Source organism: Carnobacterium inhibens subsp. inhibens DSM 13024, from assembly GCF_000746825.1.
GTDB lineage: Bacteria > Bacillota > Bacilli > Lactobacillales > Carnobacteriaceae > Carnobacterium_B > Carnobacterium_B inhibens.
The window spans coordinates 141,887-166,843 of sequence record NZ_JQIV01000006.1 but is presented as its reverse complement, the minus strand read 5'-3'; the positions used below and the strand labels follow the sequence as shown (position 1 = coordinate 166,843).

General features: G+C 35.0%; 21 protein-coding genes. 1 reads left to right on the top strand and 20 read right to left on the bottom strand.

Annotated features, from left to right (window positions below):
* Positions 1 to 64: 64 nt before the first annotated feature.
* From rpsT to BR65_RS01970, 5 genes are all read right to left on the bottom strand, one after another.
* Complete coding sequence (rpsT, locus tag BR65_RS01990) at positions 65 to 319, bottom strand: 30S ribosomal protein S20 (protein ID WP_023177570.1); 255 nt, start codon at positions 317 to 319, stop codon at positions 65 to 67.
* Positions 320 to 456: 137 nt separating this feature from the next.
* Positions 457 to 1,509: a DNA polymerase III subunit delta gene (holA, locus tag BR65_RS01985; protein WP_034536476.1), complete on the bottom strand. Its 1,053-nt coding sequence runs from the start codon at positions 1,507 to 1,509 to the stop codon at positions 457 to 459.
* 72 nt (positions 1,510 to 1,581) lie between these two features.
* Positions 1,582 to 3,858: a DNA internalization-related competence protein ComEC/Rec2 gene (locus BR65_RS01980; protein WP_280512912.1), complete on the bottom strand. Its 2,277-nt coding sequence runs from the start codon at positions 3,856 to 3,858 to the stop codon at positions 1,582 to 1,584.
* A 72-nt stretch (positions 3,859 to 3,930) separates the two neighbouring features.
* Positions 3,931 to 4,443, bottom strand: a complete 513-nt coding sequence (locus tag BR65_RS01975) for a ComE operon protein 2 (protein ID WP_023177564.1) — start codon at positions 4,441 to 4,443, stop codon at positions 3,931 to 3,933.
* A gap of 110 nt (positions 4,444 to 4,553) precedes the next feature.
* A complete protein-coding gene (locus BR65_RS01970; protein WP_023177562.1) occupies positions 4,554 to 5,258 on the bottom strand; it encodes a helix-hairpin-helix domain-containing protein in 705 nt (234 codons plus the stop codon).
* A gap of 146 nt (positions 5,259 to 5,404) precedes the next feature.
* Here BR65_RS01970 and BR65_RS01965 point away from each other — a divergent pair, with 146 nt between their 5' ends.
* Positions 5,405 to 6,151 carry a tryptophan-rich sensory protein gene (locus BR65_RS01965; RefSeq protein ID WP_034536475.1) on the top strand — a complete coding sequence of 249 codons (747 nt, stop codon included), beginning with the start codon at positions 5,405 to 5,407 and terminating at the stop codon, positions 6,149 to 6,151.
* A 57-nt stretch (positions 6,152 to 6,208) separates the two neighbouring features.
* Here BR65_RS01965 and BR65_RS01960 read toward each other — a convergent pair whose 3' ends face one another.
* The 15 genes from BR65_RS01960 to pdhA form a co-directional block, all read right to left on the bottom strand.
* Complete coding sequence (locus tag BR65_RS01960; RefSeq protein ID WP_156098874.1) at positions 6,209 to 7,243, bottom strand: SepM family pheromone-processing serine protease; 1,035 nt, start codon at positions 7,241 to 7,243, stop codon at positions 6,209 to 6,211.
* Positions 7,244 to 7,300: 57 nt separating this feature from the next.
* Entirely contained in the window at positions 7,301 to 7,786 is a 486-nt protein-coding gene (gene coaD / locus BR65_RS01955; protein ID WP_023177556.1) for a pantetheine-phosphate adenylyltransferase, read from the bottom strand.
* On the bottom strand, positions 7,779 to 8,369 hold the full coding sequence (rsmD, locus tag BR65_RS01950) for a 16S rRNA (guanine(966)-N(2))-methyltransferase RsmD (protein WP_256379554.1): 591 nt from the start codon (positions 8,367 to 8,369) through the stop codon (positions 7,779 to 7,781). The genes coaD and rsmD overlap by 8 nt, the downstream gene beginning before the upstream one ends.
* Positions 8,370 to 8,460: 91 nt before the next feature.
* Complete coding sequence (locus BR65_RS01945; protein WP_034536472.1) at positions 8,461 to 8,772, bottom strand: YlbG family protein; 312 nt, start codon at positions 8,770 to 8,772, stop codon at positions 8,461 to 8,463.
* Between the two features lie 34 nt (positions 8,773 to 8,806).
* Positions 8,807 to 9,994, bottom strand: a complete 1,188-nt coding sequence (locus BR65_RS01940) for a CAP-associated domain-containing protein (protein ID WP_156098839.1) — start codon at positions 9,992 to 9,994, stop codon at positions 8,807 to 8,809.
* Between the two features lie 107 nt (positions 9,995 to 10,101).
* The gene (locus BR65_RS01935) at positions 10,102 to 13,533 is read right to left on the bottom strand and encodes a pyruvate carboxylase (RefSeq protein WP_034536471.1); all 3,432 of its coding nucleotides are present in this window, start codon (positions 13,531 to 13,533) and stop codon (positions 10,102 to 10,104) included.
* Positions 13,534 to 13,642: 109 nt separating this feature from the next.
* Entirely contained in the window at positions 13,643 to 14,803 is a 1,161-nt protein-coding gene (locus BR65_RS01930; protein ID WP_023177548.1) for an FtsW/RodA/SpoVE family cell cycle protein, read from the bottom strand.
* 248 nt (positions 14,804 to 15,051) lie between these two features.
* Positions 15,052 to 16,893: a translational GTPase TypA gene (typA, locus tag BR65_RS01925; protein ID WP_023177547.1), complete on the bottom strand. Its 1,842-nt coding sequence runs from the start codon at positions 16,891 to 16,893 to the stop codon at positions 15,052 to 15,054.
* A 352-nt stretch (positions 16,894 to 17,245) separates the two neighbouring features.
* Positions 17,246 to 18,037 (bottom strand): inositol monophosphatase family protein, encoded by a 792-nt coding sequence (locus BR65_RS01920; protein ID WP_051923381.1) that lies wholly within the window; start codon positions 18,035 to 18,037, stop codon positions 17,246 to 17,248.
* Positions 18,038 to 18,096: 59 nt separating this feature from the next.
* On the bottom strand, positions 18,097 to 18,378 hold the full coding sequence (locus BR65_RS01915) for a UPF0223 family protein (protein WP_023177543.1): 282 nt from the start codon (positions 18,376 to 18,378) through the stop codon (positions 18,097 to 18,099).
* Positions 18,379 to 18,395: 17 nt separating this feature from the next.
* On the bottom strand, positions 18,396 to 19,334 hold the full coding sequence (locus BR65_RS01910; protein ID WP_023177541.1) for a lactate/malate family dehydrogenase: 939 nt from the start codon (positions 19,332 to 19,334) through the stop codon (positions 18,396 to 18,398).
* A gap of 229 nt (positions 19,335 to 19,563) precedes the next feature.
* Positions 19,564 to 20,970, bottom strand: a complete 1,407-nt coding sequence (gene lpdA, locus BR65_RS01905; RefSeq protein WP_023177539.1) for a dihydrolipoyl dehydrogenase — start codon at positions 20,968 to 20,970, stop codon at positions 19,564 to 19,566.
* A 12-nt stretch (positions 20,971 to 20,982) separates the two neighbouring features.
* Positions 20,983 to 22,596: a 2-oxo acid dehydrogenase subunit E2 gene (locus BR65_RS01900; RefSeq protein ID WP_034536470.1), complete on the bottom strand. Its 1,614-nt coding sequence runs from the start codon at positions 22,594 to 22,596 to the stop codon at positions 20,983 to 20,985.
* A gap of 126 nt (positions 22,597 to 22,722) precedes the next feature.
* On the bottom strand, positions 22,723 to 23,700 hold the full coding sequence (locus BR65_RS01895) for an alpha-ketoacid dehydrogenase subunit beta (protein WP_034536469.1): 978 nt from the start codon (positions 23,698 to 23,700) through the stop codon (positions 22,723 to 22,725).
* Positions 23,701 to 23,702: 2 nt separating this feature from the next.
* Complete coding sequence (pdhA, locus tag BR65_RS01890; protein ID WP_023177533.1) at positions 23,703 to 24,812, bottom strand: pyruvate dehydrogenase (acetyl-transferring) E1 component subunit alpha; 1,110 nt, start codon at positions 24,810 to 24,812, stop codon at positions 23,703 to 23,705.
* Between the last annotated feature and the right edge of the window lie 145 nt (positions 24,813 to 24,957).

Here is a 24,957-nt window from a genome sequence, read left to right as displayed (position 1 = left end):
AAAGCTATAAGTCCTGATTACTCGAGACTTACAGCTTTTTTAAAAATTTTATAACAATGACCTCTTATTTAGCTAATTTAGCAGTTAAACGAGATTTATCACGGTTAGCTTTATTTTTATGAATCAATCCTTTAGATGCAGCCATGTCAATTGATTTGATTGCTTCTTTAAGTAATGGTTCAGCGTTTTCGTTACCTGCTTCAACAGCTTGAACGTATTTTTTAATAGCAGTACGCATTGAACTTTTTTGAACGTTGTTTTGTGCAGCTGATTTCTCAGAAGTACGAACACGTTTGATTGCAGCTTCGATGTTTGGCATTTGATTCACCCCACTTTCAATTATTTACAACATAAAATAGTCTATTCTAGTTGTTTCAACAAATTCAATTATACATAAAGACAAGCTTCAATGCAATAAAAATGTGTAAAGTTTTTTTACTTGATAGCTAGATTCATTTAAATCCTTGTACCTGTCTTCTTTAGAGAGTTCTTTTGTGCATATTGGAGAACAAATAATTCAAATTGCATCTCTTTATCGCCTTGTCCTGTTTTTAAGCGGTATTCTGCATCAATCAATCCTTTATAAGCTTCTATAAGTGCAGCTTCCTTAATTTTTCTCATCTGTTGGATGGCTAGCTTAACACGGTAAGGATGAGTTTTTATTTGTTTCGCAATATCTCCTTGCTGATAGCCCTTTTTTTCTAAAATTTTGACTTGGATAAGCAAGCGGAATTGAGAAGTCATAATCGCATTTATTTTAATTGGATCCTCTTTTTGCAACAAAAGATCTTGATATAAATTAAGAGCTTGTCCGACATCTTTTTTCAAAACATATTCATTTAAGGCAAAAATATTTTGTTCTAACGATTTAGCTACGAGTTCTTGAACGGCTTCTTTTGTAATATACTTAGTATCTTGAGCATAAAGAAAAAGTTTAGGCAGCTCTCCCATTGCTACAGATAGTCTAGCGTCTGTTAATTGAATAAATAATTCAAATGCTTCTGGAGAATAGCGATACCCTTCATTCTCTATTGTATCTTTTACGTACTTTCGCATCTCTTTTTCCACTAACGCATTTACTTCAATAACTGTTGCTGTCTTTTTTAGTAATTTCGTTATCTTTTTGCGTTCATCTAATTTTTCATAGGGAGCAAAAAACACAAGTGTCGTTGATTCAGATGGATGACTTAAATAACTCTCCAACCATTTCAAGTCATGTTCCAACTTTGATTTTATTTTTTCACCTGTTAAAAAAATGGGTCTATCGACAAAAACGACTCGACGGTCTCCAAAAAACGGAATCGATTCTGCATCTTCTAAAGCCGTTCCAATAGTAACCTCTTCCATATCGTACGCACCAAAATTGAGTTCCAATTCTTCTGAAGTCAATAGTGAATCTGTTAGTGTCTTTCTAGCCACACTTGCCAAATAGGACTCAGTTCCTAACACAACATAAACTTGGGCAATCGTACCATTTTTTATTTTAGTTATCTCAGATCCAAAATTCACTTTGTTCCACCACTTTCTTATATTGTCTTTATGGTACATAGCATTAATTTATTTTGCAAGGCTATTCCTGAATTATTTTAAAATCGTTTGAAAATCCATCCCTTTAATTCCATTCCATTGAGTAATATACCGGTATCTAAAACTACCTTGCAGATCTGTGCGGTAGACCAGAGCATTTACATCTTCTAATCGGTTTAACACTTCATCCTTAGGGTGACCATAGCGGTTATTTAAGCCACAAGATATTATTGCTGCCTTAGGATTGATTCCTTCAATAAAGGATTGACTGGTTGAAGTTTGACTTCCGTGATGAGCGACCTTTAAGATATCTACTCTTAGATTAGGATAAAGAGCGGTTAACTCTAATTCACCTTCTTCTTCGATATCGCCTGTAAATAGCCAATAATACTCTCCAATTTTTCCATATAACACTAGAGAATCATTGTTACCGCCTATTCCATTTTTTAAAGGCCATAAAACAGCTAACGACGGACCAACTAATTGTTTCTGATTTGTTTCAGCCGTAACTGCTGTTAACCTCACTCCCTTTTTTTCTAATGCAGTGATTACATCATAAAATTGTTGTTTTTTTGGTGCACTTTTTGGAAAAACAAGCTCCTTTATTTTGATACTCTCAAACATTTCCATTAAAGCACCCATGTGGTCTTCATCTGAGTGAGTAATAAAAACTTGATCCAGTGTTGTTACACCTAAAGATTTAATAACTGGAACTAAAACGCGGCTGGCAACAGTCGATTGTTTTGTTCTTATCTGCCATTCTTCTTTTTCAAAAGTTATTGACCCTCCCGTATCTATTAAATAAACACCCTTTCCATAGGGTTCTTTAATTAAAATAGCATCTCCTTGCCCTACATCTAGTACAATCACTTCTCCATAAGGATTGTAGTTTTGATAACGAGTGAATACACTAAGAATGAGCATAAATAAGATAATTGATCGTTTTCGTTTCTTTTTTTTCTCTAAAGAAATAAGCAAAATAATCAAAGCAGAAACGGTTAAGACAACTAAACTAAGAGGTACTTTGCCTGTAACAATCGTGCCATACGGAAAAAGCGCTATTTTTAAAACGATCCATTCCATTAATTCTACTATCCATTCTGTTAAATGGATAAAAAAATCAAAAAATATTGTTCCATTAAAAATAAACGAACTGAAGAACAATAAAATGATCATAGGCATAACAATCCACGCAAATAAAGGAACAAAGATTATATTAGCAAATATCCCTACCCATGAAAATTCAAAAAAATGGATACTAAGAATAGGAACAGAAATCAACGTTAAAACAAATGAAATAACTAAACTATTTACACTGTTAAACTTTGATTGATTAAATAACGTGTTCGAAAATAAAATCAACGCTAAACTAAGAAGATAACTTAATTGAAACCCTACAGAAAAAATTTGATAAGGATCAACCCAAAGACCAATAATCAACGTCCAAGACCATGTGTCCATCCCAGAAATAGGTCGTTCAAGGCGTGAACCCGTTTGACTAATCAAACTCATTGAAATAGCTCTAAAAATACTAGTTCCCCAACCTGTCAAACTCCCATATATCAGGAGTAAAAACAATAAAATCAGATAGGTACGTTCTCGTGAGATACCAATTCTCCAGAGACTATATGTTAATCCTGTAATTAAAAATTGAATGTGCAGTCCGGAAATACTTAACAAATGAATGATGCCAATTTCTTTGTAGCCATTCATCACTTGGTTCTCAATAGAACTAGTATCTGCAAACAACAGTGTTTTTATGTAACTTGAAACGGTTGGCGTTGTATGATTATCAATATGAGATAAAAGGATTTGTCTTATATTTTTAATGTTTAATTTTTCAAAAAATGTTTGGTGGTAGTTATTTGTATAAGGAGTGATTGTTTCAGCTTCTAATATCCAAAACAGGTTATTCCGGTATAAGTACTGCTGATAATTAAATTGATTTAAGTTTCTATTCTGTTCTGGCTCAGTTAATAAACCGGAGACAATAAACTTCTCTACTGTTCGTTGCTTCTGCCAGAGCAGCTTCTCTTCTTCATCAGATAAACGATAAAAAACAACGACTTTTTCAGAAACTTTTTTATTTTCAACAACTTCTGTAACTGTTCCATAGAACTGAACTTGATCTCCATCGATTTTAAGATCATTGGGGTCTAATGTAATCAAAAATAGTTGTTCTTCTGCAGAAAGTTCTGTATGTCTACTGCTCTTTTCGATACTTACAATCAGAAGGGTGAGACTAACCAGTAAACAAGAGTAAATGATCAGTTTTTTTCTACGAGTAACAAGTAATCGAGCCACCCAAATGATGAGTAAAAGAATACTCAACCAATGAGCAGACAGAACAACGATCGTACATAATAAACACAAAATGGCAGAAAAAAGGACATATCCTTTCAACTATTGAATAGCGGTATGTCCATCACTATGGCTTAAACTAGTTTCTTTATTGGATGAGAAATCTAGTTGTTGAAAAAAATCTTTTGGAAGGGCCACTTTTTGGCATTGAACGTGGGCTTGTTCAATTAACTTTAATGCATAAGGATTATTATGGTAATCTTCTAAATAATTTATTTTAGTAATACCTGCTTGAATAATCATTTTTGTACACTGCAAACAAGGGAAATGCGTGACATATATTTCAGCGCCTTCAGTTTGAGCACCAAATTTTGAACATTGAAGTATAGCGTTCATTTCAGCATGAATCGTGCGTAAGCAGTGTCCGTCAACTACATAACAGCCTTCGTCTATACAATGCACATCTCCATTTACAGATCCATTATAGCCTCCTGCAATGATTCTCTTTTCTCTTACAATAGTTGCACCAACCGTTAATCGAGTACATGTACTTCTTAAAGACAGCAATAAGCTTTGAGACATAAAATATTGATCCCATGGTATACGTTCTGGCATGCCAATCCTCCTCCAATCGATTTCGTTTAAATACTGATTTCATTCATGTTTTCTCAAGTATACAAAAGGCTGTTACGACTTTCAATACTTCTTTTTCTCATTTACTTTCTTTACTCATTGCCCACTGTAATGCTCGATTGTATAGCCTCAAAAGTCTTTTCACCAATGCCGGACACATTTTTCAATTCTTCAATTTTTTGAAAAGAGCCATTATCCTGTCTATAAGTAACGATTTGTTCTGCTTTTTTCTCTCCTATTCCAGATAACTGTTGCAACTCACTAGCATCTGCAAGATTGATATTCACTTTTGTTGATGCGTTGGGTTCGCTACTTCCCTCAGGTACTGTAATAACATTCTCTTCCATCGAAGCAACCTGTGTTTCTTGATCCGTTTGAAGGGTTTCAGAGTCTCCTAATTTTGGAATAAATATGACCATTTGATCCGCTAATTTTAAAGATAGATTTACTGGTGTTTGGTCAGCCTCCTCACTAAACCCGCCAGCTAAATCGACAGCATCAATCAATCGCATGTCACTGGTTACTTCATACACACCTGGAAGGTATACCGCTCCTTTAACATCTACATAGATTTTTTCTACCGAACTTTCAGACACGTGATCTACTGATTCTAGTTCTACGGATGATTTCCTATCATTTTGCAAGTAACTCATTGTCATTGACTGTTCTTCTACAGAGTTCGAATTTTTAAATAGAAGAAAACTTATTCCCAATACGCTTATTATTAAACAACAGAAAACACCTATTTCGATAGCTAAACGGTATTTTATCAACCATTCTTTTCCTGTTTTTAACATCTCCTTACACTCCTTTTCGAGTCCTTCTAACAAGTAATATACGTTAAAACTCATCTTTTCAGTTTAAATAAGCGCTTTAATTTATTTCTTTTCAAGTTTGTAGTATGGTTAAGTTGATTAAAAAAGTTCATATTAGGAGTGATAAAATGAATAAAGGTAAACTGATTGTATTATATGTAGCCTATTTAATAATGGTTGCTACAAATGCTTTAGCAAATATTCTTCCAATAAATGGCTATCAAACGGGAGAAATTTCAGATATGCATGATGTATTTTTTACTCCTGCTGGTTTCATTTTTAGTATTTGGGGAGTGATCTACTTCGCATTGTTAGTGTGGCTGCTAAGTTTTAGTTTCAAAAAGCAAAACTTGAGTCATTCACAACTTTTGGGCTTCTTATTGACTTGTTTGTTTAATGCAAGTTGGATTTTGGTTTGGCATTTCCTTTTAGACGGAGTTGCTCTTATTGTTATTTTCTTATTGCTTCTTTCGCTTATCTTTTTATATCAAGCACAAAAGAAATCTCACTCTTCCAAGCTTTACTTGGTTCCTATTTCACTTTACTTAGGATGGATCATTGTTGCGACAATCACTAATTTCAGCTATTGGTTAGTTGCCAGTATAGGAATTGATGCAAGCCTTCAAAACTTGTTGACGTATGTATTATTAGCCTTAACAACACTTGTAGGATTAGGTATTGTTTTTTATTTAAAAGACTTAGTTATTCCGTTAGTCTTTGTCTGGGCCATGTTTGGTATTTTCACAAAAAACTTGCCTGATCATCGTATGATGGCTATTTTTACAATCGTTTTAGCTATTGTACTTGTCATTGGGAGCTTGGTTTCGTTATTCACTAGCAAAAGAACAAATCAAAAAAATCCTTATCATTTCTAAAATAAGAAATACAAAAAAGAAGTCAGCGCTAAACTGACTTCTTTTTTGTATATAAAATTATAAGCCTTCTAAATAATCAATTGCATCTTGGAAGTTTTTTACTGGAATAATTTTCATTTCAGTATCGATTTCTTTTGCTGCTTCAAGCGCTTCTTGATAATTCGTCATCATTTCAGGATAATTAGCTTTTATCACTGGATCGATCGTATCATCTGGCGCAAAAAAGATCGTGGCACCTTCTTCACTAGCTGCTACAACTTTTTTATCGATCCCTCCAATTCGACCTATTGTTCCATCTGATTCAATTGTTCCTGTTCCCGCGATTTCATTTCCATCACGCAAATTTTTACCAGTCAATTGCGTATAAATTTGCAAAGCAAACATAAAACCTGCAGAAGGTCCACCAATTTCTCCAGCATTTATAGCTACAGGAATTTCTGTTTCAATGGAAGTATTGTCGACTAAAGAAATTCCTAAACCAGCTTGTTTCGTTTCTTTCATATCCATTAGGTTTCCGGATGTCGTTTGTTTTTCACCATTATGCTCATACGTTACTTCTATTGATTGACCAACCTCTTGTTGTTGAACATACTCAATAAATTCTGCTGAACTCTCAAAATTCTGTCCATCAAGCGAAAGTATGGTATCACCAACTGTTAATTTTCCTTCAAAACTGGATCCTTCTAAAATAGACATGATATAGATTCCATTATAGGTCAATTGATACTGCTCACCAGCTGTTTTATATGCCAACTCAATAGCTGAATTGATGGAACTTGTCATGTAGTAATTCTGTAGATTCGTATACTCTTCATTAGAAGTATTTGTACCAAATAGTTCTTCTTTTGTAACTCCCTCATGAAAAGGCAAGTATTTCATAAAGTAAGTAAGTGGTGTAGCTTTTCGAATAGCAACTGTAGTCAACATATAATGACCTTTTTCTTGATCATCTTTTTGATTTACTTTTACCAATTCATTTAACTGTACAGCTGAACCCGGGCCTTCTATATAATAAGGAATAGGCATAAAAATTCCAAAAAGAACAATCAGTACTAGCAGAATAAGTAGACTCTTATGTCTCTTTTTTTTCATATCGTTCATCTTAATCATCCTTTATATACATAAATTGACTATTCAACTACTATTCGATTATTTTTGATACTTCAACTTAATGGCTTCATTTACAACTTTTGGAACCAATGTGGAAACGTCACCGCCAAACATAGCCACTTCCTTGATTAAGCTAGAACTTAAAAATCGATACTTCTCATTTGACATTAAAAAGACCGTTTCAATGTCTTTATGTTGAATCTTATTCATAGTAGCAATAGTAGATTCATACTCAAAATCAGCATTATTTCGTAGTCCTCTTAATAAAGTAACGGCTCCAATTTCTTTTGCCAATTCCACTGTTAGTCCCCCACTGTGTTCAGTCACACTGACATTTTCTAAATAATTTACAGCACTTTTTATAAAGGTTATTTTTTCTTCTAACGTGAACAAAGCATTTTTAGAGGTATTAGTAGCAACTGCTATAACTACCTGATCAAATAATTTAGCAGCTCTTTCTACTGTGTCTAAATGCCCATTAGTAAAGGGATCAAAACTTCCAGGAAACAACGCTATTTTATTCATTTGTCTCCTCCTGATCATTAATGTATTCATACATAACGATTTGAGTTGATCCATAAAGTTCTTTTCTAAACGATATTGCTGCCCCAATAGTTTCTTTTAAATGTGTATGTTTATCCAATTCACAAATAATAATAGCTTTATTATTCAACAAATCAGAAGCGATTATTTTTTCGATTTGTTTTTCAATTTCTTGTTTTGCATAGGGTGGATCTAAAAATAATAAATCGAATTTTTTTTTACCTTTTAATAAATCTAAAGAACGATTAGCATCGTTTCGGTAAACTTCAAATTTTTCTGGTTCTTTTGTTACAGCAATATTTTCTTTTATTGTTTTGAGAGCTAAAGGATCTCGATCAATTAAAACCGCCTTATCCATACCACGAGAAATAGCCTCAATAGACAATCCTCCACTACCAGCAAATAAATCCAAACAATTTCCCCCATCAAAATAAGGACCTATGATATTGAAAATAGATTCTTTTACTTTATCTGTTGTAGGTCTTGTATTATTTCCGGGAACAGCTTTTAATTTTCTGCCTCCATATTCTCCAGTAATGATTCGCATAAAACTACTTCCTTTCAATCTTCAATTTCGCTTATCTATGCAGCAACAGATTTGTAATATAAAATGCTAAACAAGCCGAGAATTGAATCGACTTATTTAGCATGAAAAATTAAAAACTAGTTTCACCAGCGATAGTATCTTCATTTATTTCTTTATTGCCATGGGTATCTTCTTTACCAAAAACATCTTTAAAGTCTAAATTAATAAATGGTCGATACGACAGTTCTACTTTTCTTACGAAATGCAACTCGCTTAATTTCTTTTGTGTTGCTTCTACATCAGATTGATTGATATACATCACTACATACTTCATTCGTCTAGAAGCATAATGAATCAACCCAAAACGCTTAAGTGTTTTAAAATGCCTCAAACTGTATACCCACACGATAATTCCTTGTCTTTCATTTGTGGTTAATTCCATATCTTCCCTCCTTGTTTACCCTAATTAAATTTTCTTAATGGAGAATAAGCAAGACATCATTTGCACGATAAGCTATTCCAATTTCTGTCATATCTGCATCCATTAAAAAATTTCTTTCTATTTCAAGTGTAAACCAATTAGTTACTAACCAATTCATATCTTTTTTCTGGTTTGAATACAACACACGTATTTTATCCAGTTCTAAGTCAGTATCTTGTAAAGTAAGTTCAATTTGATCACTTGTTAATGTTTGAAATTCTTGATCTATACCTTCATCAAGAGACTCTGATTCATCCTCTAGAATAAAAGTTTCGACAGAAGAGGATTGGTTATTTGGTTCATCTATTGAACCTTCACTTGAATCGATTGACTCAGACGACTGGTTCTCTTCAGAATCTAGTTGTACTTCTTGATTCACAAAAATTGTTTCAGCAACTTCAGATAACTGAATATTCAACTTAAGAGGTTCCAGTTCATACCTTTGACGTAAAATATTTACAATCTCATTCACTTGCAATTGATTACCCTCATTGATTTCTCTCTGAATTTCGCTATCAATTTCTTCAGCATTCTCATTACTTTTAGCAGAACCGTTATCGTATACTCCTAATTCAAGCAAGGAACTAGAATCTAAATAGCGAACCCCAACAATTTGATTCGTTGATCGGTCCATCATTAATATGGCAAATGTATGATTATCAAACGCAATAAGTGGTCGATAATTTAAATCACTTTCTGTTAATTCCAGAGTCACTTGTTCTCCTTGGTCATCTACAGAATAGGTTGGATAAAAGCTTGCTAATTGAAATACTTCTATGATAGACATACCAATGCTAAATGGAGCAACATTCAAATCAGATCCTAGCACAAACAAATCAGTTATGATTCCATCTTTTACTCCTAATTGGACATAATCATTTTCATTCTCTCCAAAAATCCACCATTCTTTACCGTTTATAGCAGGGTCTTTGCGCTTTGGTTGCCCATATTGATCAGTAAAATCGTCACTGCTTAATCCTATATAACTACCTAATCCAGAAACTGGAAGTTTTTCAGGCTCTAAATCCGTAGTTTGGTAATTAAAGGGTTCAGACTGAGCGACCTCACTTTCTTCATTTGGTGTAATGATATCAGCGGGGTTTTTAGAAATAACTTCTGGCAACCAATAAGTCGCCAGAAGCATAAGGAACACCAATGGTACAGCCCTTAAAAATGTCTTCAATCCATTTAGCCTCCTCATTTTGGTAGCTAAACCATTCTTACTTTAATTTTCGGGTCATCTATCAGCTGAAATGAACTTTTCAGTATAGATCTATCTACTACTGTTTATTATTTAGCTTTAATCTCAATTAATAAGTCGCCAGTTTCAATAATATCCTCATCAGAAACATAGATTTGATCAATGACCCCTTCTATATTCGCTTTGATGGTCGTTTCCATTTTCATTGCTTCTGTAATAATAATAGGCTGACCTTGCTTGACACGTTCACCTTTTTGAACTAATACTTCCAGAACAGACCCAGGCATAGTAGCACCAATATGTTCTTTATTGGTAGGTTCTGCTTTTCTACGGACAGCTTTTGTACTTGTGATACTGTAATCTTTTACGACAACTTCTCTTCCTTGTCCATTCAAGTCAAAGTATAGAATACGCATTCCTTCAGAATTCGGTTCTCCTATTTGGTTCAATTTTACAATCAACGTTTTACCTTTTTCTATTTGAACTTCAATTGATTCACCTGTACGCATCCCATGGAAGAATGTCATCGTATCTAATAACGTTACTTCACCAAAGGTTTCAAGGTTATTACGGTAATCCAAAAATACTTGTGGATACATAATGTAACTAAGCACATCTTCTTTAGTCGGTTCAGCTTGGATTTTTTCTGCTAGTTCTTTTTTGATTTCATTAAAATCAACAGGTGAAGCTAAACTACCAGGACGAACCGTAATCGGTTCTTTTCCTTTCAAGACAATACGCTGAAGTTCTTTAGGGAATCCACCAGTAGGTTGACCTAAATCTCCCATGAAGAAACTAATAACAGAATCTGGAAAATCAATGTCCATTCCTTTTTCAAAAATGTCTGCTTCAGTTAGTTTATTTTGTATCATGAATAAAGCCATATCTCCAACAACTTTAGAAGATGGCGTTACTTTAACGATGTCTCCAAACATTTGGTTAACTGTTGAATACATTATCTTAACTTCATCCCATTGTTCTTCTAACCCAATGGCTTTAGCCTGTTGTTGTAAGTTAGTGTACTGTCCACCTGGCATTTCGTGTTGATATACTTCAGTTGATGGGGCACTGATACCCACTTCAAAATCACTATAAAGTGCACGAACATCTTCCCAATAATGGTTGATTTGTTGAACATTTTCAATTGTAATGTCAGGAGCTCTGTCTGCATTTACTAAAGCATAATACAAACTATTCATACTTGGTTGGCTAGTTGCTCCGCTCATAGCGCTCATAGCTACATCTACAATGTCCACACCGGCTTTTACAGCCGCTGCATAGGTAAAGATACCATTTCCGCTAGTATCGTGTGTATGCAAGTGAATTGGGACATCTACTGTTTCTTTCAATTCACTGATCAAACGATAAGCAGCTTGTGGCATCAATATTCCAGACATGTCTTTGACTGCAATAATATGCGCTCCTTGATTTTCTAATTCTTTAGCCATATCTTTATAATACTCAATCGTATATTTATCTCTTTTAGGATCATTAATGTCTCCGGTGTAACAAATGGTTGCTTCAGCAATTTTTCCATTATCACGTACACTTTGAATACTTTTTTCCATTTGTTGAATCCAGTTTAAACTATCAAAAATACGGAATACATCAATTCCATTTTGAGCTGCTTTTTGAATGAAAGCCTCAATAACATTATCAGGGTAGTTTTGGTAGCCAACAGCATTCGAGCCTCTAAACAACATTTGGAATAAAGTATTCGGCATTTTTTTACGCAATTTTTCTAATCTTTCCCAAGGATCTTCGTTTAAGAAGCGGTAAGCTACGTCAAATGTAGCTCCTCCCCACATCTCAGAAGAAAATAATTGTGGAATGCCTTTTTGTGTTTCTTCAGCAATATTTAAAAAGTCTTGGGTTCTAACACGAGTAGCTAATAAACTTTGGTGTGCATCTCTAAACGTCGTATCTGTCAGCAATACTTCGTTTTTATTTTTGATCCATTCTACTACGGCATCTGCACCATTAGTGTCTAGAATATTTTTTGCACTTATATAATCATTGTCTAATGTTAGTAATTTCCCAGGTTTTCTTGCGGGTGCAAAGAATTTTTTCTCTCTTTGTTCAATTCCCGGGAATCCATTGACCGTAATATTTCCAATGTATTGCATCGTTTTATTTCCACGGTCTCTAACTTTTGAAAATTTAAACAATTCAGGTGTTGTATCAATAAATGTCGTTTTGGCTTCACCTGATAGAAAAACAGGATGCGAAATAACATTTTGCATAAACGGAATGTTGGTTTTTACACCTCTGATACGAAATTCTTTCAAAGAACGCTCCATTTTTTGAACAGCTAATTCGAAAGTAGATGCTTGGACACATGCTTTAACTAATAACGAATCAAAGAAAGGTGTGACAACACTTCCTTGGAATCCATTACCAGCATCTAGTCGGATACCAAATCCACCCGGAGAACGATACGTATTAATTTTACCAGTATCTGGCAAGAAATTATTCATCGGATCTTCAGTAGTGATTCGGCACTGAATAGCAGCACCCATCAATGGAATATCTTTTTGTTGTGGAATATGAATATCTTTGTGTAGATCTTTGCCTTGAGCAATAAGAATTTGTGCTTGAACAATATCGATCCCAGTAATCATCTCAGTGATTGTGTGTTCAACTTGAACACGTGGGTTAACTTCAATAAAATAAAAATTATCGCCTTCTAATAAAAATTCCACAGTTCCAGCATTCACATACCCAACGTGCTCCATCAATTGAACAGCTGCTGAACACATTTCCATTCTTAATTCCTCAGAAATAGACACACAGGGAGCTACTTCCACAACTTTTTGGTGACGGCGTTGAACAGAACAATCTCTTTCATAAAGATGCACGATATTTCCGTGTTTATCTCCTAGTATTTGGACTTCAATATGTTTTGGATTTTGAATGTATCGCTCAACATATATTTCTCCGCTACCAAATGCTGCTTTAGCTTCACTTTGCGCTCGTTCAAAGCTGTCTTTTACATCAGCTTCACTCTTGGCCACACGCATACCGCGTCCTCCGCCACCAAGGGCAGCTTTAACGATAATAGGATAGCCATAGGTCTTCCCAAATTCTTTTACCCCATCTAGGTTAGCTACTGGACCATCGGATCCTGGTATAGATTGAATACCTGCAGCTATGGCTGCCTCTTTAGCTTTGATCTTATCTCCAAAAATATCTAAGTGATGTAGTTTTGGACCAATAAAAATAATGCCTTCTTCTTCACAACGTCGAGCAAATTCAATATTTTCAGATAAGAAACCATATCCAGGATGAATGGCATCTGCCCCTGAATCTTTAGCAATACGAATCAAGTCTTCGATATCTAAGTAGGCATCAATTGGCTTTTTCCCTCTTCCAACTAAATACGCTTCATCGGCTTTAAAACGATGAACCGATCCCTCATCTTCCTGTGCATATACAGCTACTGTTTCAATAGCCAATTCTGTTAAAGCTCTAAAAATACGAATGGCAATTTCACCACGATTTGCTACTAATACTTTTTCCATTTTGTCACTCCTGATCTTCGTATTTTTTTGTAATTGAATGAAGTTGATTTTCACTTTAAAAGGTAATAAAGAAAACATCGAGATCATTCACTAAAATTCAATTTGAATTTTAGTTTCTTTCCATAGCTTGCTGCCTATTTTTTTTATCAGTTGCACTAACATTTAGTACCAAACCAATAGAGATCGTTAGTACAATCGTACTTGAACCTCCATAACTGATAAATGGAAAAGTTACTCCTGTAATAGGCATTAATCCTATTACTCCACCTAAATTAACAAGTCCTTGGATTAATAACATTGTAGCAATTCCGATACAAATTAACGATCCGAATGAATCTTTTGCTCGAATACCTACTAGATAAATGCGTAAAATCAACAATCCAAACAACCCAACAATAAGGAAGACACCAAATAATCCTATTTCTTCACCAATGATAGACATGATAAAATCTGTATAGGGTTCAGGCAAATACCCTGTTTTTTGAATGCTCTCCCCTATTCCTACTCCAAAAATCCCTCCACGCTTTAATGCATAATAAGAATTTACTAATTGAAGTCCTGCACTTTCTGAAACAGCGAATGGATCCCAAAAGGCTAAAAAGCGATCATATTGATACTCTTCAAGGAATGGAAGACTCATTCCAAATATACGGACAAGCCCAAGTATTCCACCAATCAAAACAACACCTAAAGTTCCAACAGCTGCGGCAAGTTTTGTCGAAACACCACTTGCTAAAATCATAATGGTTCCAGTAACGAGTAAAATAGCCGCTCCCCCTACATCGGGTTGCAAGATAATTAACAATATATAAAAACCAAAAAGCGTTAATGGTGGAGCAACTGTTTCTTTAAAGTTATGAACCAGTTGATTTTGCTTTTTCGAAAAAATATAAGCGAAATACCAAATGACAACTATTTTTGCAAATTCAGCCGGTTGAAAACTAAACCCCAAAATAAATATCCAGCCTTTTGCCCCTTTTGTTACTGTACCAAAGAAAAATAAGTAGAGCAGCAGCAGCGCGATAAAACCGCTAGCGGCAACTAAAAAGCGTTTGTTCTTTAATAACTTATATTTGAATAAAAAAACAATCATGCTTGTAATTAAACCCAAAACAACAAAGATGGCTTGTCTAGTAAAATAATATTGAGAATTATTATATTGATTAATAGCAACATAACTACTAGCACTATAGACCATTAAGATCCCTATTATGGATAAAATTAAATAAGGGATAAAGATATAGTAATCAAGATATTTAAATTTTTTCATATTTACGGCTAAAAGACGCCTTTAGCCTCCCTATTTTTTAAATTTTGCTGCTACATTTTTTAAAGTCATGTCTTACGACTCTAACTGCCAGTTGTGCAACACTATTATTATAGCAACAAAATATCTATCCAACAATACAAAGGATAGGATTTGGCCTTAATCGTTCTATTCACTATTCATTCAAAAAAAAAAAGACAGCTTTTTTCAAAAATGAAAGTACCATTTTTGAAAAACTGTCTTTTATCGTTTTAGTTTTGTGACGCTTTATTTTTCTTAGCAGATTTTTCACGTTCATTTTTATTTAAAACTTGTTTACGTAAACGAACATTTTCAGGAGTAATTTCACAGTATTCATCATCACCTAAGAATTCTAATGATTCTTCAAGTGTTAAATGACGAGGTGCTTTAATTACGTTAGTTTGGTCTTTATTAGCAGAACGTACGTTAGTTTTTTGTTTAGCTTTCGTGATATTAACAGTGATGTCATTTTCACGAGAATTTTCTCCAACGATCATTCCTTCATAAATTTCAGTTGTTGGTTCAATAAAGATTGTACCACGATCTTCAACACCCATGATACCGTAAGTTGTTGCTTTTCCAGTTTCAGTTGAAACTAAAGCACCATTACGACGACCACCAATTTTAGTTTTTAAACGTGGCAAGTATTGATCAAATGTATGGTTCATAATTCCGTATCCACGTGTCATTGAAAGAAACTCAGTAGAGTATCCGATCAATCCGCGAGCTGGAGCTAAGAAAGTCAATTTAACTTGACCATTTCCATTATTGACCATATCTTTCATTTCACCTTTACGAGCACTTAAAGATTCAATGATTGAACCCATGTATTCTTCAGGAGTATCGATTTGAACTAATTCAAATGGTTCACATTGAACGCCATCAAAGTCTCTTAAGATAACTTCTGGACGAGAAACTTGCAATTCGTAACCTTCACGACGCATGTTTTCAATAAGAATTGATAAATGCAATTCTCCACGACCTGAAACGATCCATGCATCTGGAGAATCAGTAGGATCAATACGTAATGAAACGTCTGTATGCAACTCAGACATTAAGCGTTCTTCAATTTTACGTGAAGTTACCCATTTACCTTCGCGACCTGCAAAAGGTGAGTTGTTTACTAAGAAAGTCATTTGCAATGTTGGTTCATCAATATGAAGGATTGGTAATGGATCTACATGGTTAACTGGTGTAACAGTTTCCCCAACGAAGATATCTTCCATACCAGAAACTGCAATTAAATCTCCAGCTTTTGCTTCATCGATTTCTACACGTTGCAATCCGAAGAATCCAAAAAGTTTTGTTACACGGAAGTTTTTAGTTGATCCGTCTAATTTACTTAATGTTACAGAATCTCCAACTTTGATTGTTCCACGGAATACACGTCCGATACCAATACGTCCAACATAGTCGTTGTAATCCAATAACGATACTTGGAATTGTAAAGGTTCGTCAGAGTTATCAATTGGAGCAGGGATTTTTTCAAGAATTGTATCAAAGACATGAGCCATTGTTGGTTCTTGATCATTTTTATCATCTGATAAACTAGATGTTCCATTCATTGCTGACGCATAAATAACTGGGAAATCTAATTGATCATCATCGGCACCTAATTCAATAAATAATTCTAATACTTCGTCTACTACTTCTGCAGGACGAGCTGAATCTTTATCGATTTTGTTTACTACTACGATAGGAACAACTTTTTGTTCCAAAGCTTTTTTCAATACAAAACGTGTTTGAGGCATTGTACCTTCATAAGAATCGACAACTAAAACTACACCATCAACCATTTTCATAATACGTTCAACTTCTCCACCAAAGTCAGCATGGCCTGGTGTATCCAAGATGTTGATATGAGTATCTTTATATTTAACAGCAGTGTTTTTAGCTAAAATTGTAATTCCACGTTCTTGTTCTAAAGCATTTGAGTCCATTGCACGTTCTGCCAATTGGTTACGTGCATCTAATGTATCTGATTGCTTTAATAATTCATCGACTAATGTTGTTTTACCATGGTCGACATGGGCAATTATAGCGACATTTCTAAGGTTTTCTCTTTTTTTCATTAATGTATTCCTCCAAGATTCTTCTTCTTATTTCAATGCTACTGAATCGCTATCTACGAATAAAAAAGTGTTCTGTTCAATACAACTTTGCACTTGAACTATTCATAAGTTTTTTGCAATTCTTTGATGAAAACGCATTGAAAACTTATGAAGACAACTATCAACTTGTCTATTCTAACACTTATAGAAGTAATTGAAAAGAAAAAAGACACATTTTTTGCAATTTTTCAATTGTAAGCGATTCATTCATTAGATGATTCACATTTTTAAAACACTGTTTTTATATTATGTCCTAAAATATGAAAATACTGCTTGTTTCTTCTCTAATTATAAGACAACATTCAATCTCACCTTACTTTTTTGTGTTTAATAACATGATTATTTCCTTATGGGCGGTAGGCGTAGCAACAAGCGAAGGATTTTTTTGCAGCAAATCAATTGAACTTCCATTCATCTTAGTGTAGATGAGACCAACTTCTTCAGCAATAATTTTCCCGGCGGCAATATCCCACGGGGCTAAAGATGCTGCTATATAGCCAATCAATTGTCCAGAAGCAACATGAGCAGTCTCAATTCCAGCTGAACCAATCAATCGCACACCCGAACTTGCTCTTCCTACTAGTCTAGCTAACCCTTCTTCTTTTGACATAAGTGCGCTACTGATTGCTACTAATCCTTCTTTTAAAGATAGATCTTTAACAGGAGGCAGCTTCTTTTTATTGCAATAGGCTCCTTTACCTTTATGAGCTGAATACATCTTATCTTGCATCACATCATAAATGAATCCTGCTTGGCCTATCCCATCTTCATAAACAGCTACCATTATTGCAAAATCATATTGTTGTTTGATAAAATTTAAGGTTCCATCAATTGGATCTATGATCCATACTATTCCATCTAAATTTTGAAATTCATCTCCAAATCCTTCTTCCCCCATAATTCGTTCCCCTGGGAAAAACTGATGAATTTTTTCAATAAATTGTTTTTCTACAGCTTTATCAATATTAGTAACTAAGTCATTTCGATTCGACTTTTGCTGGATATCTAGATTCTCTTCAAATGATGACTTGATAAGTTTTGCAGCATCATAAATCCATTCTTGTATCAACTGAGTTCTTTCTATAAACTGATTCAAAACATTCACGTCCTCTTAAAAGTAATTGATTTTAGTTTACCAAGAAAAGTAAAAAAAACACAACTACTCTACTTTTCAGTTAGATGGATTCTTTTCTTTGTAGTTGTTTTCGCTTCTTTCACTACACGATAAAGGGAGTAATCTGAAAGAGCTTCAAATTTTTTGCCCCACCTTTTTTCTTCTCCAATAGCTGGAATAACTCTCTTGAATTTTTCATACTTCATTAAAAACTCTTCTCTATCAATCTCTTTTTCATAGGCTAACTCTACCATACGCCATATATTAACTACATCTTCCATTTGTTCCTTTGTCCAATCATAATCAATTGGGTAACTATAATTTCTTTCCATTTTTAACCCTCCATTTATTAACCTTGTTCTATCCAATCTAATTGGCTTCGAATTTCTTTTGCAATAACAATTAAATTTTTTTGCTCTGTTTCAGAAAAACTCAACCCGGCGATTTGTCTAATGCCATTTCCTCCTAATACAACAGGAATCGATAATGGAATATCTTTCATTTCACCTATATCCATTAGATGGACAATTGGAACAATAGCATTTTCATTTTTTAAAATAATTTGTACCAAATTTAGTAATGCAGCTGTATGAGTGCTCGTTAACTCCTGATTCTCATTTTGCTGGTTTTGCTTTCTTATCTTTTCTTCAATTTCAAACATATCATCTTGATTAATATTTGTTGTTGGATCCATTGTTAATCCTAATAATGAATTTCCCCCAACACTTGAACGACTCCAAGCTGCTAATTTATGTAAAGGACTGGTTCCTCCAATAACATACCCTTTTACCTCGCGAAATGAAGTATCTAAAACCTTACTGACTAATTTTTGAAAATAAAGAGTATCAATATACGTACCTATGCCAAAAATTTTATGCTTAGGTAATCCAGAAAATTTCCATACTAGATATGTAAATAAACCATTAAATTCGTTTGCTACTAAAATCAAGCCACTAAAACCTGATGCCATAGCTTGATTGATGATTTTGCGTACCAGTAATATATTCCTTCTAAGGTACTCTGAGTCCTGCTCATTCTCCTGTCTTTCTTCTTTAGCACTTAAAATTAAAATATCTGCATCCGCATAATCTTTTTCACTACCTAATTTCAATTCATTTATAGAAAAAACTTCAGATGCATATTTCAAATCATTGATTTTATCATTTTGTTGAATAGGAAAAGGAAATAAATAAATATCTTTTACATTTAATGTCATCATACTCAAAAAGCAAAAATGATAAGCTAAGTCATCGGATCCAACTATTACAATTTTTTTGTCGTTTTCCATTTGATCTCCTCCAATGTTAGATATTATCTATTTTACCAACCTTACCAAACTTAGTATACCAAAATATCTTCTTAAAGTGGGGACAATACACCCGACATCTGGTATTAAACAACAAAAAGCAGAGATGCAAAAAAAGGGGTTGAGACAAATTGTCTCAACCCCTTTTTCAGTATGAACACATTCTAATTGGAACAATTAAAATGACTACAAAGTAGTAGATTTCTAATAATTATGCGTGGATCGGTAAACCTAATGCCAGTTCAGCAGTATCCATAGTAACTTCAGCTAAAGATGGGTGAGCATGAATAGTTGATGCAATATCTTCTGCAACCATTCCAGATTCAATTGCTAAACCAATTTCAGCAATAATGTCACTAGCACTAACACCAGCAACTTGAGCTCCAACCAACACACCTTCATCTTTAGTAGTTATTAAGCGAACAAAACCTTCAGTAGCGTTTAGAGATAAAGCACGTCCATTCCCAGCTAATGGGAATTTAGAAGATTTAACATCTAAACCTTTTTCTTTTGCTTCAGCAGCAGTTAAACCAACTACAGCCAATTCAGGATCTGTAAAGGCAACAGCAGGCATTGCTCTATAATCGATTGCTACTTTTTTGCCAGAAATTGCTTCAGCAGCAATTTTAGCTTCGTAACTAGCTTTATGAGCTAACGCTGCTCCTGGAGTGATATCTCCAATTGCATAAATGTTTTTCACATTTGTACGACCTTGAGCGTCAACTTTAACAAGTCCACGTTCATTCATTTCAACACCAGTTGATTCTAAACCTAATTCATCTGTGTTTGGACGACGACCAACTGTTACCATTACATAATCAGCTTCAATTGTTTTTTCTTCGCCTTTCACTTCATAAGTGACAGATACGCCATTTTCAGTTTCAACCGCTTCTTTAGCCATTGCATTATTTTCAATCGTAACATTTTTCTTTTTAAAGTTGTCTGTTACTAATTTAACCATATCTTTTTCGAATGTTGGCAAAATAGATGGTGCAAATTCAAGAATTGTTACTTCAGCTCCTAAGTTTGCGTAAGCTCCAGCTAGTTCGCTACCAATATACCCACCACCAACTACAACAAGTTTTTTAGGAACTTCTGGTAAAGCCAATCCACCAGTTGAGTCGATAACACGTTTGCCGAATTTGAAACCTTTGATTTCAATTGGGCGGCTACCAGTTGCAACAATCGCATTTTTAAATGAATACGTTTGAGCAGCTACTTCAGTCATAACGCGTAAAGTATGTTCATCGTTGAAGTAAGCTTCACCACGAAGAATCTCTACTTTATTTTTTTTCAATAAGCCTTCAACACCCTTAGTTAAAGTAGCTACGACTTTATTGTTTTTCCATTCTTGTGTTTTAGCAAAGTCTAAAACAACATTTTCAGCAGTTACACCGAAAACAGAAGAATCTAAGGCATCTTGATAGTGGTGTCCAGCACTGATTAGTGCTTTAGAAGGAATACATCCAACGTTAAGACAAACTCCACCAATATACTCTTTTTCCACAATAGCAACTTTTTGTCCCATTTGAGCAGCACGAATGGCTGCTACGTAACCTCCTGGACCAGAACCGATGACAACTGTGTCTAACTCTATTGCGAAATCTCCTACTACCATTTAACCTTCACCTTACCCTTCCATTAACAATAATTCTGGATCAGCAAGCAACGTTTTTAATTCGTTCATTGCTTTTTGTGCAGTTGCTCCATCAATGATACGGTGGTCAAAACTTAATGACAATTGCATAACTGGCGCTACAACAATTTCGTCATCTGCGTTAACAACAGCTTTTTTAGCGATACGACCTACACCTAAAATAGCAACTTCAGGGTAGTTAATTACTGGAGTGAACCAGCCTCCACCGATCGAACCGATATTGCTGATTGAGATTGAACCATTACTCATTTCGTTAGCAGCTAATTTACCTTCTGTAGCTTTACCAGAAAGTTCAGTAATTTCGCTTGCGATAGAGAAAATGCTCTTAGCGTCAGCATCTTTGATAACTGGTACAAATAATCCACGATCAGTATCAGTAGCGATACCAATGTTGAAATAATGTTTGTAAACAATTTCGTTAGTTGAATCATCAATTGATGCATTCAATGCTGGGTATTTACGTAATACTGAAACGATAGCTTTAACAACGTAAGGCAAGAATGTTAATTTAACACCTTTGCTTGCTGCGATATCTTTAAAGTGTTTACGGTGAGCCATTAATTTAGTTGAATCTACTTCGTCGAACAAAGTAACATGTGGAGCAGTTGCTTTACTGTTTACCATTGCTTTAGCGATTGCTTTACGCATTGGAGTCATTGCTTCACGAGTTTCAAGTTCAGCTTGGTTAGATTTGAATGCTTTAGCTGGTGCTGCTTCTTTCTTAGCTGCTGGAGCTTTTGTTTCAGCAGCTTTTTCAGCTGGTGCTGCTGTAGCTTCAGGTGCTTTTCCACCATTTTTCTTGAAGTTTTCGATATCTTCTTTAGTTGTGCGACCGTTTTTACCAGTAGCAGAAACTTGAGTGATATCTACGTCATTTTCGCGAGCGAATTGACGAACAGATGGCATTGCTAAAACATTTTTGTTTGAAGATGGTGCTTCTGTTGAAGCTGTAGCTGTTGATGCTGCTGGAGCTTCTTGAGCTGCTGGTGCTGCTGGTGCTGCACCCTCAGTATTGTGTTCTGGAGAGTCAATTTCTAATAATGCTTGACCTACCATAGCAACTGTTCCTTCTTCAACCAAGATTTTTTTGATTGTTCCAGAAACTGGAGACGCAATTTCTTCTACAGATTTGTCGTTTTGGATTTCAGCAACAGAATCTTCTTCGTTAACAGTATCGCCTTCAGCTACTAACCATTTTACGATTTCGCCTTCTGCCATTCCTTCTCCAACGTCTGGCATTTTGAATTGGTAAAAAGCAGTTCCTGATGAAGCAGGTGCTGGAGCAGATGCTGCTGGAGCTTCTGGTGAAGTAGCTGGAACAGATCCTGCTTCTTCATCTTCTTCATGTCCTGGAGCATCAATTTCAACAATAACTTGCCCAACTGTTGCTACAGTTCCTTCTTCTACCATAATTTTCTTGATTGTACCTGAAACGGGTGTTGCAATTTCTTCTACAGATTTGTCGTTTTGGATTTCTACAATTGAATCTTCTTCTTCAACTGTATCGCCTTCAGCTACTAACCATTTTACGATTTCGCCTTCTGCCATTCCTTCTCCAACGTCTGGTAATTTAAATTTAAATGCCATTTGTTTTTCTTCCCTTCTATATTTAGCTATTCTTTTTTGAAATAGTTTTCAAGTATTATACTAGAAGAAACAAATGCAATAGACTTTTAACGGTTATTGCATCTGTCATTTCATTTTATGAATAGATTAGAAATTGTACGTTTCTTTTACTTTATCAGCGATGTCAGTTGCATTTGGCAACCAAGCATTTTCTGCTAAACCAAATGGGAAAACTGTATCTGGTGCAGCTACACGGCCAATTGGCGCTTGTAATGAAAGGATAGCACGTTCAGAAATTTCAGACATAACCATTGCGCCAACACCTGCTTGACGTTGTGCTTCTTGAACAACAACAACGCGTCCAGTTTTTTCAACTGAAGCAACGATTGTTTCAATATCTAATGGAGAAATAGTTCTTAAGTCAACGATTTCAACAGAGATACCTTCTTTTTCAAGTTCATCTGCAGCTTTAATAGCTTCACGAACCATAGCACCATAAGTGATAACAGAAACATCTTTACCTTCACGAGTGATTGCAGCTTTTCCAAGAGGAATAGTGTAAGACTCTTCAGGAACTTCATCACGGAATGAACGGTATAATTTCATATGTTCCATGAATACAACTGGATCATTGTCACGTAAAGCAGAAGTCAATAGACCTTTTGCATCATACGGATTTGATGGAACAACTACTTTGATACCAGGAGATTGAGTAAGAATACCTTCAAGGTTATCTGAGTGCATTTCTGGAGTATGAACTCCGCCACCAAATGGTGTACGAATAGTAATAGGCATGTTACGAGTACTGCTCATACGGTAACGAGTACGTGCAGCTTGTCCTACTATTGAATCTAATACTTCAAATAAGAATCCAATAAATTGAATTTCTGGAACTGGACGGAAACCTTGGAAAGCAAGTCCAATAGCTAATCCACCAATACCTGATTCAGCAAGAGGTGTATCTGAAACACGTTCTTCGCCATATTTTTCTTGAAGACCAGCAGTTGCACGGAATACTCCGCCATTTTTACCTACATCTTCACCGAAAATCAAAATATCTTGATCGCGTTCCATTTCTTGGTCAAGCGCTTCAGTAATCGCTTGAATCATTGTTAATTGTGCCATGATTATTTACTCTCCTTTGCTTCGAAAGTTGCAATTTGTTCAGCGATAACTTGAGTTGGTGTTTCATACATGTTTTTCAAGAAATCAGAAACTTTTTGTTTTGGTGCTTGGTCTGCTTCTTTAACAGAAGCTTTGATCTCTTCTTTAGTTTTTTCAATTAATTCATTTTCTTTTTCTTCTGACCATAAACCTTTTTCAGTTAAGAAATTACGGAAACGAATCAATGGATCGCGTTGTTCCCAGTAATCAAAACTGTCTTTGTCACGGTAACGAGTTGGGTCATCTCCTGATGTTGAGTGAGGACCAAAACGTGAAGTGATTGTTTCAATTAAAACAGGACCATTTCCAGCTACAGCCCATTCTCTTGCTTGTTTAGCAACAGCGTAAACTGCTAATGGATCCATACCATCTACTTGGATTCCTGGGATTCCAGCTGCAACAGCTTTTTGAGCCAATGTTGTAGCTGCAGTTTGTTTGTGACGAGGTGTTGAAATCGCATATCCGTTGTTTTGAACAAAGAATACTACAGGAGCTTTATATGCACCGGCAAAGTTCAATCCTTCGTAGAAATCTCCTTGAGATGAACCGCCATCACCTGTATAAGTAAATGCAACATTTTGTTTGCCACGCATTTTAAGACCAACACCCGCACCCATAGCTTGGATGATTTGAGCACCGATGATAATTTGTGGTGGTACAGCATGTAAATCTTCAGGATATTCATTTCCTGCTGAATGTCCGCGAGACCATAAAAAGGCTTTTGAAACTGGTAATCCATGTTGGATCAATTGAGGCATATCACGGTAACCAGGGAATAATTCATCTTCTTTTTCAAATGCATAATGACTTGCTAATTGAGAAGCTTCTTGTCCAGCTGTTGGAGCGTAGAAACCTAAGCGTCCTTGACGAGCTAAAGCCATTGAACGTTCGTGTAAGATTCTAGACCAAACCATTTGTTCCATTAATTCAACTAGTTGATCGTCAGATAAATCAGGCATGATGTCTTTGTTTACAACTTTACCGTCCTTATCTAAGATTTGTACCATTGGGAAAGCAGCATCAATTGTGCTTAACAATGCTTCAAAATCTACTGGTTGTTTTTTGTTAACCATGTATAACCCATTCCTCTCTCGTTTACAATATTGTTTTTCAAAATTCTGTTTTATACTGTTAAAGAAACTGTATTACTCAGAATTTTTCACAACTTAAATTTAACACGCTTTCAACTTAGATGCAAGTAAACTAAACGTTAAACCT

What these genes read in the sequence shown, in the direction of transcription:
- BR65_RS01915 (WP_023177543.1), bottom strand. Translation starts at nt 18,378, where the DNA reads ATGGAAAGAAATTATAGTTACCCAATTGATTATGATTGGACAAAGGAA.
- BR65_RS01975 (WP_023177564.1), bottom strand. Translation starts at nt 4,443, where the DNA reads ATGCCAGAACGTATACCATGGGATCAATATTTTATGTCTCAAAGCTTA.
- rpsT (WP_023177570.1), bottom strand. Translation starts at nt 319, where the DNA reads ATGCCAAACATCGAAGCTGCAATCAAACGTGTTCGTACTTCTGAGAAA.
- BR65_RS01895 (WP_034536469.1), bottom strand. Translation starts at nt 23,700, where the DNA reads ATGGCACAATTAACAATGATTCAAGCGATTACTGAAGCGCTTGACCAA.
- BR65_RS01935 (WP_034536471.1), bottom strand. Translation starts at nt 13,533, where the DNA reads ATGGAAAAAGTATTAGTAGCAAATCGTGGTGAAATTGCCATTCGTATT.
- typA (WP_023177547.1), bottom strand. Translation starts at nt 16,893, where the DNA reads ATGAAAAAAAGAGAAAACCTTAGAAATGTCGCTATAATTGCCCATGTC.
- BR65_RS01970 (WP_023177562.1), bottom strand. Translation starts at nt 5,258, where the DNA reads ATGTTAAAAACAGGAAAAGAATGGTTGATAAAATACCGTTTAGCTATC.
- BR65_RS01960 (WP_156098874.1), bottom strand. Translation starts at nt 7,243, where the DNA reads ATGAAAAAAAAGAGACATAAGAGTCTACTTATTCTGCTAGTACTGATT.
- BR65_RS01930 (WP_023177548.1), bottom strand. Translation starts at nt 14,803, where the DNA reads ATGAAAAAATTTAAATATCTTGATTACTATATCTTTATCCCTTATTTA.
- BR65_RS01945 (WP_034536472.1), bottom strand. Translation starts at nt 8,772, where the DNA reads ATGGAATTAACCACAAATGAAAGACAAGGAATTATCGTGTGGGTATAC.
- coaD (WP_023177556.1), bottom strand. Translation starts at nt 7,786, where the DNA reads ATGAATAAAATAGCGTTGTTTCCTGGAAGTTTTGATCCCTTTACTAAT.
- BR65_RS01900 (WP_034536470.1), bottom strand. Translation starts at nt 22,596, where the DNA reads ATGGCATTTAAATTTAAATTACCAGACGTTGGAGAAGGAATGGCAGAA.
- lpdA (WP_023177539.1), bottom strand. Translation starts at nt 20,970, where the DNA reads ATGGTAGTAGGAGATTTCGCAATAGAGTTAGACACAGTTGTCATCGGT.
- BR65_RS01910 (WP_023177541.1), bottom strand. Translation starts at nt 19,334, where the DNA reads ATGGAAAACGACAAAAAAATTGTAATAGTTGGATCCGATGACTTAGCT.
- BR65_RS01965 (WP_034536475.1), top strand. Translation starts at nt 5,405, where the DNA reads ATGAATAAAGGTAAACTGATTGTATTATATGTAGCCTATTTAATAATG.
- pdhA (WP_023177533.1), bottom strand. Translation starts at nt 24,812, where the DNA reads ATGGTTAACAAAAAACAACCAGTAGATTTTGAAGCATTGTTAAGCACA.